The organism is Aestuariispira insulae (assembly GCF_003385955.1).
Classification (GTDB): Bacteria; Pseudomonadota; Alphaproteobacteria; order UBA8366; family Aestuariispiraceae; genus Aestuariispira; species Aestuariispira insulae.
In genome coordinates this window covers 192,593-206,089 of record NZ_QRDW01000005.1, presented here as the reverse complement: position 1 = coordinate 206,089, position 13,497 = coordinate 192,593, and the positions used below count along the sequence as shown (strand labels likewise).

The window sequence follows — 13,497 nt, the reverse complement described above, 5'->3', positions numbered from 1 at the left end:
ACAAATGAGCCGACGGATCGACCGATTGAGGCTTCAACGCCCACTGGCGGTTGCTAGCCCCGCACCAATGCCAATGAAACTCGCCCCCGTCACTCGCTTAAACCATTTGCCGACCGACGCTTTGGCCAGCCAGGGGCGCAGCCGGTGCGCGAGCGCCGCCAGCGCCAGTTCCAGGAAAAACTCGATCGAGGCGAAGGTCGCCGCCAGGATCAGGAATTGCAGGAAAGCCGGGCGGGCCGGATCATAAAACTGCGGCAGGAAAGCCACAAAGAAGAGAATGCCCTTGGGGTTGGTGGCCGCCGCCAGAAAGCCTTGCGCAAAATGGCTGCGGCGGCGCAGGCCCTTGGCCGCAACATCAGCCCCCAAAACAAAGGCAGGGCGGCGCAAGCTCTGAATGCCGAGCCAGATCAGATAGGCCGCACCCACCAGCTTGATCACCAGGAAAGCGGTGGCAGACGCCGCCAGCAGCGCGCCCAGCCCCGCCAGACAGACCGCGATCACCGCCGCAAAACCCAAAGCGCCACCGGCACTGGTGAAGATGGTGCGCTTAAAGCCATAGCTCGCCCCGTGGCTGAGCGCCAGCAGGCTGTTCGGTCCCGGCGTGAAACAAAGCGCCGCACAAGCGAACAGATAAATCACCCAAGTGCCGAATTCCATGGCGATATCCTTAGCAAAACAATCTGAAACCGCGAGACTGTAACGCTTGGCCTGCCCGACAATCAATCCAAGAAACGGTGGCTTTCTCGCTTTTTGGCAAAACTCCCCCAACCGTCTCATAGTAGACTAGGAGAACGGCAGGCTTTAGAAAGGAATGGATGGGGACCCGGCCAAATGCCGGTGCCGCGCCATCCAAGGGGAGAGTTGTGTTGGTTCGTTTGTTGCTTTGCCTGTTCTGCCTGAGCCTTACGGCGGCTGCCGCCCGTGCCGAGGGCGGCCATGGCAGCCCCGATGTGGCGGTCATCATCGGTAACAAAACCTATGGCCCTGATGTGCCCGAGGTTTCCTTCGCCCATCGCGACGCCAGAGCGTTCCGCCGCTTCGCGCGGGATGTTCTGATGATCCCGGATCACAATATTCTCTATTTCGAAGATGCAAAACAGGCCGAGATCCTGTCCGTCTTCGGCAATGACCGCAGCCACCAGGGCAAGCTGTGGCAATATATCGATCCCAATGGCAGCTCCAACATCGTGGTCTATTATTCCGGCCATGGGGTGCCCGGCCCGTCCGACGGCACCAGCTATCTACTGCCCAGTGACGCAAATCCTGGCCTGGCGGCAATTAACGGTTATCCCCTGGAACAGATGTATCGAAACCTTGCCAAATTGGAGGCCAACAGCATCACGGTATATCTGGACGCCTGCTTCACCGGTCAAAGCCCGGCCGGCCCCCTTTTCCAGGCGGCATCCCCGGTTTTTGCTCAACCGGCCTTGCCCGCCGTGCCGGACGGTATGACCGTCCTAAGCGCTGCCGGACCCGACCAATTGGCCAGTTGGGATGAAACATCCGGCCACGGCCTTTTCACCAAACATCTTCTTCTGGGGCTGGCCGGTGGGGCTGACCAGGATGGCAACGGGCAAATTACCGCGCAGGAAATCAAAAGCCACCTGGACAGCGACATGACCCGCCAGGCCCGGCGTGAGCTGGCCCGGGATCAATGGGCCAGCCTGCATGGCCGCTATAACACCGTGCTGGCCGACCTTGGCGCGGCTGGCCTGGATCTGGCCGCCCTCCCGTCGGATTACCCGTTGGAGAGCAACAGCGCCGTCGCGACCCTGCCCGAAAATGAGCCCGAATTTCCGGAAGAAGGCAGTCTCGCGGATTTTGGCGATTGGCAACCTAACGAGAATGGTCAAAGGGCCGGACGCTCGCTGGTGATTATCCAGCCGCCCGCCCGGGTGAACCGCAAGGCTCCGCCACGCGGGCTAACGAGGGCCAGGCCACGCAGGCCTGGTGGCCGACCGCCGCCGCGATAACCCGTTCGCCAGCCATTAGCCCTGGACGGTTTTCTGCAAAGCTGGGAAACCAAGACCAAGAGTCCCGTTGATGTCGAATACCGGACGTTTGATCAGGGCCGGATGCTCGGTCATCAGGTCGATGGCGATCGCTTCATCAACACCCGCTTTTACATCCTCAGACAAACCGCGCCAGGTGGTGCCGCGCCGGTTCAACAGCGCCCCCCAGCCAAGCGCGCCCGCCCAGGCTGCCACCGTTGCCCGGTCCAGGCCGTCGGCTCGCACATCATGGAACTGGTGGTCAATGCCTTCCGCATCCAACCATTTGCGGGCCTTGCGGCAAGTGTCACAGTTTTTCAGGCCATAGAGGGTGGTGCTCATGATCACGTCTTCTTTGCTGTTATGCCTTGGTATCGGGGCTTGAATCGGCTAGACAGGATGCCGACATAGATTGGAACCATTCTAAATCGGATTCGGAAAGGAATAGCAAATGCTGGCGCTGATCTCACCGGCCAAGAAACTCAGCTTTGAAGAAACGGCCCCTTTTGAGACCCACAGCCAGCCGGCCTTCCTGGACGATTGCGCGAAACTGGCGAACGAGGCGCGCAGCCTTACCCGCGCGGACCTGTCGCGTTTGATGAAAATCTCTGACAGCCTGGCCGATCTCAACTATCAACGGTTCCAGGATTTCTCCACGCCCTTCACACTGGCCAATGCCAAGCAGGCGGCCCTGATGTTCAATGGCGATACCTATGTGGGCCTGGATGCGCCGAGCTTGAGCGAGGCCGATTTCGCCTATGCCCAGGATCATCTGCGCATCCTGTCGGGCCTATACGGCCTGCTGCGGCCGCTGGACCTGATGCAGCCCTACCGACTGGAAATGGGCACCCGTTTTAAGAACAGCCGCGGCAATGATCTTTATGCCTGGTGGGGCGACAGCCTGACCCGCGCCATCAACGACATCACCGCCAGCCATAAAGACGGCACCGTGATCAATTGCGCTTCCAACGAATATTTCAAGGCGGTGAAGACCAAGGAACTGAAAACCCGTCTGATCACCCCGGTCTTCAAGGAAATCAAAGCCGGGCAGGCCAAGGTGGTCGGTTTTTCCGCCAAACGCGCCCGCGGGATGATGGCCCGCTTCATCATCCAGAACCGGATCGAGGCCCCTGAAAGCATCAAGGATTTCAAGGAAGGCGGCTATCAGTTCCGCCCTGATCTTTCCAACGATAATGACTGGGTTTTCACAAGAGACCATGACGCGGCGTGAGGGGCCTATTTCGCTAGATTGCCGGGTCATGCCCGGCAATGACAAGCATCTATTTCAGCCCCTAAAGACAGAAACAGTCATCCCCGGACCTGATCCGGGGATCTGGTCACAATCAAGCAAGGTATTTCGTTGCCTCCCGCCGGGCCACCGCCATCAACTGGTCGCCATGGGCATCCAGGAATTCTTCCACCCGCGCCGGGTTATGTTTGGATAAGGTGCGCAGCCACCAGCCAATCGCTTTCTGGATAAACCACTCCCGGTCAGAAACATAACCTGCCGCCCAACCCAGTATGCGTTCCGGATCACGCCCTCTGGCCGCGAATGGAAGGGTCAGGACCAAGGCCGCCCGCCGCATCCAAAAGGATGGCTCCCTTGTCCACTCCTCAACCTCGTCCAGTAATCCGGGATCGGCCAGCAGGCATTTTCCCGCGGCCTTGGCATGGATATCCATCACCGCCCAGCCGGTCATCTCCGGCAGATGCCGGGTCAGATACTTCCAGAGCGCATCTGACGCTTTAACCCTGGGCAGGGCCAGCAGCTTTCCCGCCGCAATCCGGCAATCCCAGACCGGCGGCTGCCACAGCGCTTCTGCAAGGGTCAGTATCTCCTCCCGGGAAAGGAGCTTTGCCTGCGCACGCACACATTTGTCCAGGTCAGGCTGTTTGACGCCCCAATGGTCCAGATCCGATTTATGATATTGCCGGTCCCAATCCGCCCGCTCCGCCGTGCCCTGTGCCTGCAGGGCCGCACAAAGCGCCTGCAGAGCCTCACTCATTCCGCTGCCATGCGGGTCGAGGCGGAAAGTGCAAAGACAGAGATCGCGCCGACCAGATGGGACAGGTCACGTTGCAGGCTCTCGAAATGGCGGTTCGGCTCCAGCGTTTTTTCATCGATATAGAGCGCGCGGTTAATCTCGATCTGAAGGCTGTGGCGGTTATGATCCGGGCGGCCGCACAGGCGCACCAGCTCCGCACCCTTATACGGATTATTGACCCGCACCCGGTAGCCCCGGTTCACGAACCAGTCGCGGACAAACTCGGTAAAGCCCGGATCACAGCTGCGCCCGTCGCGGTCGCCCAGCACAATGTCGGCGCGCCGGCCGCCCACCGCGCCCGGCATGAAGGGGCTGCTGGCCGACGGCATGGAATGACAGTTAATGTGCCAGATCGCCCCAAACAGGCTGAACAGGCGGGACATTTCCCCTTCCAGCGCCTGATGATAGGGCCGCCAGTAATGTTCGATCCGGTTGGAAACCTCGCTGACTGAGAGCAGCCGGTCATACATGGGCCGGTCGCCCGGGCAGGTGCGCCAGATCAACCCATGGCCCAACCTGGTTTTTTCCGTGGGGTTGATCGCACCCGGCCAACGGTCTGCTATCAACCGCCAGTCCAGGTCATCCACTCCCCGGTTGGGATCGATATAAGATCGCGGAAATTCCGCGCACAGCAGTGACGCCCCTTGCGCGGGGGCGCGCTCGTAAAGCTGGTCGACCTTGGAATCCTCCATCCGACGCAGAAAATCCATAGGGACAGCGCTTTGAAAATCGATCGGATAGATCGTGCCGCTATGGGGGGAGTCCAGCAAAACCGGTGTTTCCACCGCGCCTACATCCCCGGGCCGGGTCAATGTCAAAACGGATGGAATGCGTTCAACCAAGTTTCACAAACTCCTGCTCATGGGCCATGCGCGAACCTTTATTCTAGGAAATTCAGCCGTCTGCACAATCTGAAATAATCGGACCGGAATTTGACACCGGGGAACAGCATTTTCGCCAATTTCCCATCCTTTTCCAATTGGACGGCTAAGGTTGCGGGCGTTATAGTCCGCGCCGGAAAATCAATCCGACTTCAACAAGTCACTTTATTTACAGGGAGGGCCCAATGGCCGGACAAATCGAAGCACGCATTCAGGAACTGGGGCTGGAACTGCCCGAAGCCCCGAAACCGGCGGGCTCTTACATTCAGCATTATCAGAGCGGCAATCTGATTTTCGTCGCCGGCCAGATCCCTTTCTGGAACGGTGAAGTGAAATTCCAGGGCAAGGTCGGACCGGATTTCTCCCTCGAGGAAGGCCAGGAAGCAGCCCGGGTCTGCGCACTCAACATCCTGGCCCAGGCCAAGGACGCGCTGGGCGATCTCGATAAAATCAAGCGGATCGTGAAACTGAGCGGCTTTGTGAACTGCCCGACCGATTTCGATGCCCACCCCAAGGTGATCAACGGCGCATCCGATCTGATGGGTGAGATTTTCGGTGAAAAAGGCAAACATACCCGCATCGCGCTGGGTGCCGGTTCGCTGCCGCTCAACGTGGCGGTTGAAATCGACGCGATCATCGAGGTTGAATAAGCAATGAGGCCAGATTAGGCCCAAATCAACGGTCCCGGCACCTTTCCGGGACCGTTTTTTTATGTAAGTTCCGTTAAAAATGCAGATTCAAGGGCCTTGTTCACAAAGCTATCATTGACTCTGGTTCGTTTCCACCGGATAACTTGTACTTGGCGGTCCCGCTGATCTTTAGGGCGTGTCGTCGATTTACTAAGAGAAGGCAGGTCCTCTTCTGTTGTCCTACTTAAGATCAGAAACAGGGGCAGGAACTGTTGATACCAGGAGAAAGCTTAATGGCTACAGGTACCGTAAAATGGTTCAACCCGACCAAAGGTTTTGGTTTCATTGAACCGAGCGAAGGGGGTGCCGACGCATTCGTTCATATTTCTGCTGTTGAGAAGGCTGGTCTGACCACCCTCAAAGACGGCCAGAAGGTCGAGTATGAAATGGTTGAAGGCCGTAACGGTCGCTCTGCCGCTGAGAACCTGTCCATTATCGACTAAGAGACAGATGCTCGTTTTCGACGGGTATCAAGAGACGCCCTAAGAAAAGCAAAAACCCCCACGCATTCGTGGGGGTTTTGTTTTTTGGCGGCACTCTTAACGACTGCCGCCGTTCAATCCGGCAGATAAACCGCTGCGTCTGTCAGGCTGATCAGGGCAATGCGGTTGCCCAGTTTTTCCGCTGCCCGCTGGGCAATTTTCTCGGCCAGCCCCGCTTCCGCAAATGACACAACGATAATTTGACGACCGGCATCGGTCACCATGCCTTCCCGGGTCCAGGGATCCTGGCGGCCACGCCCCGCCTTGGCCGGTATGACTGTGTAACCAGGCGTCTCCATCTCATCCAGAAGGGCGATCAGCCGCTCCAGGAAGGGTTTTTCGAGGATGAACTCAATCCGTTTACGCATTTCCATGATATCTGCCCCTTATAGGACGCGGCTGGCCACCGTAACATAGAGCGGAATGCCAATCGTCAGGTTGAACGGGAAGGTGATGCCAAGCGACAGCGCCAGCGGGATGGCAGGCTGCGAATCCGGCAGCGCCATGCGCATGGCGGCAGGCACCGCGATATAAGAAGCACTGGCGCCCAGGATCATAAAGAGAACCGTGCCGCCCAGGCTCAGCCCCAGCGCCCAGCCGCAAAACAGGCCCAAGCCCGCACCCAGCACCGGCATATAGATGCCGAAGATCAACAGGCCAGGTTTTAGATATTTCCAGCTGGTGCGCAGGCCCCGCCCAGCCACCAGCCCCATATCCAGCAGGAACAGGCACAAGACCCCCTTGAACGGATCCACGATAAAGGCCGAAACGGTTGCCATGCCTTTTTCCCCGGTCACCACACCAATCAGGAAAGCGCCGGTCAGCAAGACAATAGACCCGTTGAGCAATACTTCGCGCATCAGGGAGTTATCCATGCCGCCGATCGAGGATTTGTCAGTCACCGCTCGTGCGGCAATCCAGAGCCCAGACAGGATCGCCGGCACCTCCATCACAGCAGCGACCGCCACCATATAGCCTTCCGCCTCATGGCCTAACAGCTTGAGAACCTCGGTTCCGGCCAGGAATGTCACAATACTGATCGAGCCGTAATGGGCCGCAATTGAGGCCGCGTCGACCGTCGGCAGCCGGGTCGTGACTTTTAGCATGGCAAAGGCCAGGAACGGCACGGCAAAACTCAACAGCATGCCAGCCAGCAATGACAGGAACAGGCCGAGATCAATCCCGGCTTTGGAGACCTGATAGCCGCCCTTGAAGCCAATCGCCATCACCAGATAGATCGACAGCGCCTTGGCGATGGCTTCCGGGATGGTCAGGCTGGACCGAGTTAGGGCGGCAAAGACGCCCAGGACAAAGAAAAGAACAGTAGGGGAGAGAAGATTCTCCAAGGTGAGATGCAACAGTGAATCCATGGGGCCTTCCTGGGTCAAATGGACTTTCGTTTGGCCCTGTATAAAGGAAAAGGGCCACCTCCCATAGCCCTTTCCCAAATTTCTGCATCAAACCCGCTTCTTACGGAAATCCTTGATCAATTCCCGTGCCGCATTCATGCCCGGCAAACCGGAGACACCGCCGCCCGGATGGGTACCGGACCCGCACATATAAAGCCCTTTGATCGGCGCGCGGTAATCCGCATGGCCGGCAGCCGGGCGCATGGAATAGATCTGGTCCAGATGCAAGGCACCGTGGAAAATATCACCGCCCAACATGCCTAGCTTGCGCTCGATATCCAGCGGAGAATTGATCTGGCGACCGACAATGCTGGCCTTGAAATTGGGTGCCACATCATTGACCGTGTCGATGATCAGATCCGCCACCCCTTCCTTCACATCATCCCAGCTTTTGCCATCCGGCAGGTCCGGGTTGAAATGCTGGCAAAACAGCGAGGCCACATGATGGCCTTCCGGTGCCAGGCTATCATCCAACAGGGAGGGAATGCACATAGAGACCACCGGTTTGCGCGCCCAACCCAGGCGGCTGGCGTCATCGAAGGCATCCTGAAGATAGGAAAGCGACGGCGAGACATTCACCGTGCCATTGAGGAACCTTTCCGGATCCGCCTCCCCCTTCAGCGCCGACAATTGCGGCAGTTCGGACAAGGCCACATTCATCCGGAAGGTGCCGGATTTCGATCGCCAGTTTTTCATGCGCCGGTTAAACCCATCCGGCAGCAGGGCCTCATCCACCATGCGGGTGAACAGCAGTTTCGGATTGAGGTTTGAAGAGACCGCGCGCGCCCGGATCACCCGGCCATCACGTAAGACCACGCCCACCGCGCGGCCTTTTTCGGTCAAAACTTCTTCAACCAGCGCCTCGGTTTCAATATCAACCCCGCGGGATTGTGCTGATTTGGCCATGGCCTGGGTGATCGCCCCCATACCGCCCTTAGCATGGCCCCAGGCCCCGGTGCGGCCATTGACCTCGCCAAAGACGTGATGCAACAGCACATAAGCGCTGCCCGCCTGATAAGGGCTGACCATATTGCCGATCACCCCTTCAAAACCCAGGTCGCCCTTGACCGCCTCGCCCTCGAACCACTGATCCAGATAATCGCCGATCGACATGGTCATCAGTTCCGCCAGAGTCGCCTGCAGATCGGGCGAGAGCTTGCGCAGCCGATTACCGGACTTCAACGCTCCAATCAAATCTCCCCAGCCGCCGCCGATATTGGGTGGGGTTTCCAGGGCCAGGTCGCGCAGCAATTCCCCGATCACCGTGATCTTATCGTCAAATTCATCCCAGACGGCGGCATCCTGCTTGGAAAACTTCGCCAGCTGCTGTTTGACGATATTGTGGTCGCGGCTCATCCACAAATAATCTTCGCCGCCCGGCAGGGCGGAAAAACTGCCGGCGGTGCGGTCGATGATGGAAAGCCCGTGGCGTTCCAGCTCCAGATCCCGGATGACCCGCGGATTGAGCAGGCTGACCACATAGGAAAAGACTGAGTTGCGATAGCCGGGATGGAATTCTTCGGTAATCGCCGCCCCACCAACAATATCGCGGGCCTCGACCACCTTCACCTTCAGGCCCGCTTTCGCCAGATAGCCCGCATGGGTCAGCCCGTTATGGCCCGCCCCGATGATCACCACATCAAAATCCGTCCCAGACATGTTCAAAACCCTTGTTTTACATTTGTATAATTGTGATCACATGTAGCCCAGACCTTGACCCTTGTCAATGAAAACGCCACATGATGGGGCGTAACCAGACGAGACAGGACAGGGATATGCCCGACGGCGGCGACAGCTTCACCATTGCCACCCATGCCTCCATCGCGGAGATTGATCCGGCGGATTGGGATGCCTGTGCGGGCGCGGACAATCCCTTTGTCAGCCATGCTTTCCTAAAGGCGCTTGAGGAATCCGGGTCGGTCCGGCCGGATACTGGCTGGGGACCGCATCACCTGAGCCTGCGCGGCCCGGATCAACGCATCCTCGCCGTCGCCCCGCTTTATCTGAAGGGCCATTCCCATGGCGAATATGTGTTCGACTGGGGCTGGGCCGACGCCTATGAGCGCGCCGGCGGGCAATATTACCCCAAGCTCCTGTCCGCAGTCCCGTTTACCCCCGTGACCGGCCCGCGCCTAATGGTCCGGCACGATGGCGAAACGGGTCTGGCTAAAAAGGCATTGGCCAGTGGCATGATGCAACTGTCAGAACGCTATGGCCTCTCCTCCATCCATATCAATTTCCTTGAAGATCAGGATATGGACCTGCTGGAGGAACTGGGTTTCCTGCGCCGCACCGGCATGCAGTTTCATTGGCACAATGATGGCTATGAAAGCTTTGATGATTTTTTGGATGCCCTTGCCAGCCGCAAACGCAAATCCATCCGCAAGGAACGGGATAAGGTGAAAGCCGCCGGGATCGAGATGAAGCGCCTCACCGGCGATGAACTCAAGCCCCATCATTGGGACCATTTCTATCAATTCTATATCGATACCTATGACCGGAAATGGGGCGCGCCCTACCTGACCCGGGCGTTTTTCGATATTCTGCAAGCCCGCATGGCGGATAAAACCCTATTGGTCATGGCCTACCGGGATGACCACCCCATTGCCGGTGCCCTGAACCTGATCGGGTCGGACACGCTTTATGGCCGCAACTGGGGCTGTGACGGCAATTACAAATTCCTGCATTTCGAGGCCTGTTATTACCAGGCGATCGATTTTGCCATCGAGCGCGGGTTAAAACGGGTCGAGGCCGGCACCCAGGGCCAGCATAAATTGCAGCGCGGCTATCTGCCCACCCCCACCTGGTCCGCTCATTGGTGCCCCGACCCCAGCTTCACCCGCGCCATCGAACGCTTCCTGATCCAGGAGCGGCGTGAACAGGATTATCTGATCAAGGCGCTTTCCGAACAGTCTCCTTTTAAACGGGAGAACTGAACTCACCCTCCTGACACCACCTTGTCAGCAGTTAACTGCCCAACAGCTTTCGCACCATCTGGCCCCTTGCTATAGTCCCCTGGAACAAACCAGAAACACGAAGGATTGGTGTTGTGAAGAAAGCACAGGTTGTTTCCATTGAGAAAATCCTCCAGGGCGTGACGTTCCTCCCTGATCGCAAGCCAGGGATGACCGGCAAAGGAGTCGAAGGGGCCTTTGCCACGCTTGGTGAATATCGCGATGGTGGGATCTTTGTCGGCCATTATGCGGGCTTGAGCGAATGGGAGCGCCATCCCGCTGACGAGATTGTGATGGTTTTGGAAGGTCAGACCACGCTGTTCATCCTTGAAGGCGAAGATGAAAAACCCAACATCCTCAACGAGAAAGAGATGATCGTCGTGCCGGAAGGCACTTGGCATCGCTTTGAAACGCCAAAGGGTGTTAAGATCCTGTCCGTGACACCGCAGCCGACCGATCACCGGATCAGCCATCCGCTGGATCCCGCGGCCGATTAATAGACCAAGGGGAAGAATATGCCTGTCACTCGTATCACAGAGTTCAAGGCCGCCGAGCGAAAGGCCGGGGATCTGCACGATTTCCTGCTGGGATTGGTGCCGTATATTTCCGGGTCGGCAGGATGCCATTCGGTCGAGGTGCTCAAGAAAGGCAGCGACACCTCCAGTTTCCTGGTGCTGGAAAGATGGGATTCGGCCGAAAGCCACATGGCGTCGGTCTCCGGTTTCCCTAGGGAAGACATGGAAGCGATCATGCCCCTGTTGGCGCAGCCACCCAAGGGTGACTATTACACGGCCTGAACTGTCAGCGCCGCCGATCGTGAAAAACCAGCCTCAGAATAATGGGACTGATCACCGTCGTAATGATCGCCATCACAACAACGGCGGAAAACATATTGTCGATAATCGGTGAGCTCTGCCCCTGCATGTCAAATAGACCGGCCTTCAGAGCAATCCCGGCAATGACCAGTTCCATTTCGCCGCGCGGCGTCATGCCAATACCGACAATCAGCGCATCCTGCCGGTCAAAACCGTTCAATCTTGCCGCCAGCCCCGCCCCCAGCATCTTACCCACCAATGCCACCGCCACCAGGGCGGCGACAAACAGCGGCACCTCCGCCAGGGCCTGCAGGCTGAAATGCAGGCCGATGGAGGCAAAGAATATCGGTGCCAGAAAGCCGAATGTCATGCCCGACAGAGTATTGCGGATCCGGCTGAATCTGACTTCGCCAAAGGTCTGACGGCCAAAAAACACCCCGGCCATGAAAGCGCCCACAATGAAATGCAGCCCCATCAATTCGGCCAAGATGGCAAAGGCGAACGCCGCGCCCAGAACCAGGCTGATTTCAACTTCATGTTCCTTGAAATGATCAAGGTTGCGGGCCAGCCAGGGAAACAGGAAACGACCGGCAAAAGAGGTGATCAGGAAAAACAGCACGACTTTGCCGATCAAGAGCGCAAGACCCAGGCCCCCCGGCATCTCCCCCATGGCCAGCATGCCGCTCATCCAGGCCAGCAACAGCAGGCTCAGGATATCGTCAAAGACAGCAGCCGAAACAATGGTCTGCCCGACATCCGTTTCCAGCCAGCCCATATCCATCAGAACACGAATGGTCGCCGGCACGGCCGTGATTGCAACCGCAGTGCCCAGGAACACACATTGGGCAACAAATAACTCGCTGTCTGGCAGAAACAGCCAGCCAAGCCCAACCCCCATGACAAGCGGCACGACCATCCCGCCAATGGCGACCACGAACGCGCCACCAGATGCTTTCAGGATCTTTTGCGGCTGCATCTCAATCCCGGCATAAAGCATCAGGAACAGCATGCCCAAATCGGTCAGTGCGGTAAAAATCTCATTCCCATTGATATGGCCAAGGGCTGGAAACTGGTCAGGAAAAGCCCCGACAATTGCCCCCAATGTGACACCTGCCAGCAACTCCCCAACCAGGGACGGCTGGCCCAGACGCTCCGACAGTTCACCAAAACCACGGGTCATCAGCAACAAAATCAGGAGGATATAGAGCAGATCCATTGGGCGTTACCGGGCCATATCACCAAGAAATGAGAAATTATAGTTTTTCTTCAATGACTTGTCAGTGACAAATCAGCGACATTTTAACGCCCGCCATCCATTGCATCGATACAATGGATGGATTGACAGCGATCAGCTTTAGGCGCATGAGTCTCCCACTCATTCTACGAAATCGAGGTGTTGTATCATGTGCCGATGGCTGAGCTATCGCGGTCCTGCCATTTACCTGGAAGAACTTCTTTATGAACCCAAACACAGCCTGATTGACCAGAGCCTGCATGCGCTGGAAGCCAAAACACCAACCAACGGGGATGGTTTCGGGGTAGGCTGGTTCGGAGCCCGGAAGACGCCTGGTACCTATCACGAAATCCTGCCCGCCTGGAATGATGCCAATCTGAAAAGCCTGGCCCACCAGATCCAGTCGACCAACTTCTTCGCCCATGTGCGTGCCTCCACCGGCACTGCCACCAGCCGCGCCAATTGCCATCCTTTCAGCTACCGCAACTGGATGTTCATGCATAACGGCCAGGTTGGTGAATATCACAAGCTGCGCCGGGCCCTGGAATCCCGCATCCCCGATGAGCTCTATATCGAACGCAAGGGTACCACCGACAGCGAGGCAATCTTTTTCATGATGCTGGGCAACGGCCTGGAGGATGACCCGGTGCGTGCCGCCAACAAAACACTTGGTCAGGTGGTCGATATGATGGAAGCCGCCGGAATTACAGCACCATTTCGCATGACTTCGGTCTTTTCCGATGGCGAGCGCTATTATGCCTTGCGATTTTCCACCGATGACCGACCGCCCAGCCTCTATTATTGCGACGAAAAAGAACGGTTGATCCTGGTTTCAGAACCGCTGGATTCCGAAACCAGCAGTTGGAAGACCGTACCGCCTTCGACCATGCTGATGGTGGATGAAGCAGGCAAGGTGGAATTGCAACCGCTGACATTACAGTAAGAATACTAAGTCCCCGGACCTATCCGGGGACTGTCTTTGCAGGAAAACCCCGCA

General features: G+C 57.5%; 16 protein-coding genes. 8 read left to right on the top strand and 8 right to left on the bottom strand.

Translation table 11 applies throughout. The features are described 5' to 3' along the window. Positions 1–33: 33 nt before the first annotated feature. The gene (locus DFP90_RS13780; protein ID WP_115937075.1) at positions 34–657 is read right to left on the bottom strand and encodes a LysE family translocator; all 624 of its coding nucleotides are present in this window, start codon (positions 655–657) and stop codon (positions 34–36) included. Positions 658–863: 206 nt separating this feature from the next. Between DFP90_RS13780 and DFP90_RS13775 the strand changes: the two genes are divergently transcribed. After that, positions 864–1,973, top strand: a complete 1,110-nt coding sequence (locus DFP90_RS13775) for a caspase family protein (RefSeq protein WP_181905353.1) — start codon at positions 864–866, stop codon at positions 1,971–1,973. A gap of 15 nt (positions 1,974–1,988) precedes the next feature. Here the strand turns inward: DFP90_RS13775 and DFP90_RS13770 are convergent, their stop codons facing one another. After that, positions 1,989–2,333, bottom strand: coding sequence for an ArsC family reductase (locus tag DFP90_RS13770; RefSeq protein WP_115937073.1), 345 nt, complete (start codon positions 2,331–2,333; stop codon positions 1,989–1,991). A gap of 109 nt (positions 2,334–2,442) precedes the next feature. Between DFP90_RS13770 and yaaA the strand changes: the two genes are divergently transcribed. Continuing rightward, the gene (yaaA, locus tag DFP90_RS13765) at positions 2,443–3,222 is read left to right on the top strand and encodes a peroxide stress protein YaaA (protein ID WP_115937072.1); all 780 of its coding nucleotides are present in this window, start codon (positions 2,443–2,445) and stop codon (positions 3,220–3,222) included. A gap of 112 nt (positions 3,223–3,334) precedes the next feature. Here the strand turns inward: yaaA and DFP90_RS13760 are convergent, their stop codons facing one another. Together DFP90_RS13760 and DFP90_RS13755 are read right to left on the bottom strand one after the other, a co-directional pair. Next, positions 3,335–3,997 (bottom strand): DNA alkylation repair protein, encoded by a 663-nt coding sequence (locus DFP90_RS13760; RefSeq protein WP_115937071.1) that lies wholly within the window; start codon positions 3,995–3,997, stop codon positions 3,335–3,337. Then, positions 3,994–4,878, bottom strand: coding sequence for an N-formylglutamate amidohydrolase (locus tag DFP90_RS13755; RefSeq protein ID WP_245957075.1), 885 nt, complete (start codon positions 4,876–4,878; stop codon positions 3,994–3,996). The genes DFP90_RS13760 and DFP90_RS13755 overlap by 4 nt, the downstream gene beginning before the upstream one ends. Positions 4,879–5,102: 224 nt before the next feature. On the opposite strand from DFP90_RS13755, the gene DFP90_RS13750 reads away from it, so the two are divergent. Beyond that, positions 5,103–5,567, top strand: coding sequence for a RidA family protein (locus tag DFP90_RS13750; RefSeq protein WP_115937070.1), 465 nt, complete (start codon positions 5,103–5,105; stop codon positions 5,565–5,567). A gap of 272 nt (positions 5,568–5,839) precedes the next feature. Continuing rightward, complete coding sequence (locus DFP90_RS13745) at positions 5,840–6,049, top strand: cold-shock protein (RefSeq protein WP_115937069.1); 210 nt, start codon at positions 5,840–5,842, stop codon at positions 6,047–6,049. Between the two features lie 113 nt (positions 6,050–6,162). Here the strand turns inward: DFP90_RS13745 and DFP90_RS13740 are convergent, their stop codons facing one another. The 3 genes from DFP90_RS13740 to DFP90_RS13730 form a co-directional block, all read right to left on the bottom strand. Next, a complete protein-coding gene (locus DFP90_RS13740) occupies positions 6,163–6,462 on the bottom strand; it encodes a P-II family nitrogen regulator (protein ID WP_115937068.1) in 300 nt (99 codons plus the stop codon). A 12-nt stretch (positions 6,463–6,474) separates the two neighbouring features. Then, on the bottom strand, positions 6,475–7,458 hold the full coding sequence (locus tag DFP90_RS13735; RefSeq protein WP_115937067.1) for a sodium-dependent bicarbonate transport family permease: 984 nt from the start codon (positions 7,456–7,458) through the stop codon (positions 6,475–6,477). An 87-nt stretch (positions 7,459–7,545) separates the two neighbouring features. Next, positions 7,546–9,156 (bottom strand): phytoene desaturase family protein, encoded by a 1,611-nt coding sequence (locus DFP90_RS13730; protein WP_115937066.1) that lies wholly within the window; start codon positions 9,154–9,156, stop codon positions 7,546–7,548. 80 nt (positions 9,157–9,236) lie between these two features. Between DFP90_RS13730 and DFP90_RS13725 the strand changes: the two genes are divergently transcribed. From DFP90_RS13725 to DFP90_RS13715, 3 genes are all read left to right on the top strand, one after another. Next, complete coding sequence (locus tag DFP90_RS13725; RefSeq protein ID WP_342767802.1) at positions 9,237–10,433, top strand: GNAT family N-acetyltransferase; 1,197 nt, start codon at positions 9,237–9,239, stop codon at positions 10,431–10,433. 113 nt (positions 10,434–10,546) lie between these two features. Continuing rightward, the gene (locus DFP90_RS13720) at positions 10,547–10,948 is read left to right on the top strand and encodes a cupin domain-containing protein (protein ID WP_218044675.1); all 402 of its coding nucleotides are present in this window, start codon (positions 10,547–10,549) and stop codon (positions 10,946–10,948) included. An 18-nt stretch (positions 10,949–10,966) separates the two neighbouring features. Then, entirely contained in the window at positions 10,967–11,248 is a 282-nt protein-coding gene (locus DFP90_RS13715) for a putative quinol monooxygenase (protein ID WP_115937064.1), read from the top strand. Positions 11,249–11,252: 4 nt separating this feature from the next. Here the strand turns inward: DFP90_RS13715 and DFP90_RS13710 are convergent, their stop codons facing one another. Continuing rightward, a complete protein-coding gene (locus DFP90_RS13710; RefSeq protein WP_115937063.1) occupies positions 11,253–12,482 on the bottom strand; it encodes a cation:proton antiporter in 1,230 nt (409 codons plus the stop codon). A gap of 187 nt (positions 12,483–12,669) precedes the next feature. Here DFP90_RS13710 and DFP90_RS13705 point away from each other — a divergent pair, with 187 nt between their 5' ends. Continuing rightward, a complete protein-coding gene (locus tag DFP90_RS13705; RefSeq protein WP_115937062.1) occupies positions 12,670–13,443 on the top strand; it encodes a class II glutamine amidotransferase in 774 nt (257 codons plus the stop codon). The last annotated feature ends 54 nt before the right edge of the window (positions 13,444–13,497 follow it).

Bases quoted from the DNA above. Each gene is read 5' to 3' on its own strand.
- DFP90_RS13715 (WP_115937064.1), top strand. From the start codon at position 10,967: ATGCCTGTCACTCGTATCACAGAGTTCAAGGCCGCCGAGCGAAAGGCC.
- DFP90_RS13780 (WP_115937075.1), bottom strand. From the start codon at position 657: ATGGAATTCGGCACTTGGGTGATTTATCTGTTCGCTTGTGCGGCGCTT.
- DFP90_RS13745 (WP_115937069.1), top strand. From the start codon at position 5,840: ATGGCTACAGGTACCGTAAAATGGTTCAACCCGACCAAAGGTTTTGGT.
- DFP90_RS13735 (WP_115937067.1), bottom strand. From the start codon at position 7,458: ATGGATTCACTGTTGCATCTCACCTTGGAGAATCTTCTCTCCCCTACT.
- DFP90_RS13770 (WP_115937073.1), bottom strand. From the start codon at position 2,333: ATGAGCACCACCCTCTATGGCCTGAAAAACTGTGACACTTGCCGCAAG.
- DFP90_RS13730 (WP_115937066.1), bottom strand. From the start codon at position 9,156: ATGTCTGGGACGGATTTTGATGTGGTGATCATCGGGGCGGGCCATAAC.
- DFP90_RS13750 (WP_115937070.1), top strand. From the start codon at position 5,103: ATGGCCGGACAAATCGAAGCACGCATTCAGGAACTGGGGCTGGAACTG.
- DFP90_RS13705 (WP_115937062.1), top strand. From the start codon at position 12,670: ATGTGCCGATGGCTGAGCTATCGCGGTCCTGCCATTTACCTGGAAGAA.
- DFP90_RS13725 (WP_342767802.1), top strand. From the start codon at position 9,237: ATGATGGGGCGTAACCAGACGAGACAGGACAGGGATATGCCCGACGGC.
- yaaA (WP_115937072.1), top strand. From the start codon at position 2,443: ATGCTGGCGCTGATCTCACCGGCCAAGAAACTCAGCTTTGAAGAAACG.
- DFP90_RS13710 (WP_115937063.1), bottom strand. From the start codon at position 12,482: ATGGATCTGCTCTATATCCTCCTGATTTTGTTGCTGATGACCCGTGGT.
- DFP90_RS13740 (WP_115937068.1), bottom strand. From the start codon at position 6,462: ATGGAAATGCGTAAACGGATTGAGTTCATCCTCGAAAAACCCTTCCTG.
- DFP90_RS13760 (WP_115937071.1), bottom strand. From the start codon at position 3,997: ATGAGTGAGGCTCTGCAGGCGCTTTGTGCGGCCCTGCAGGCACAGGGC.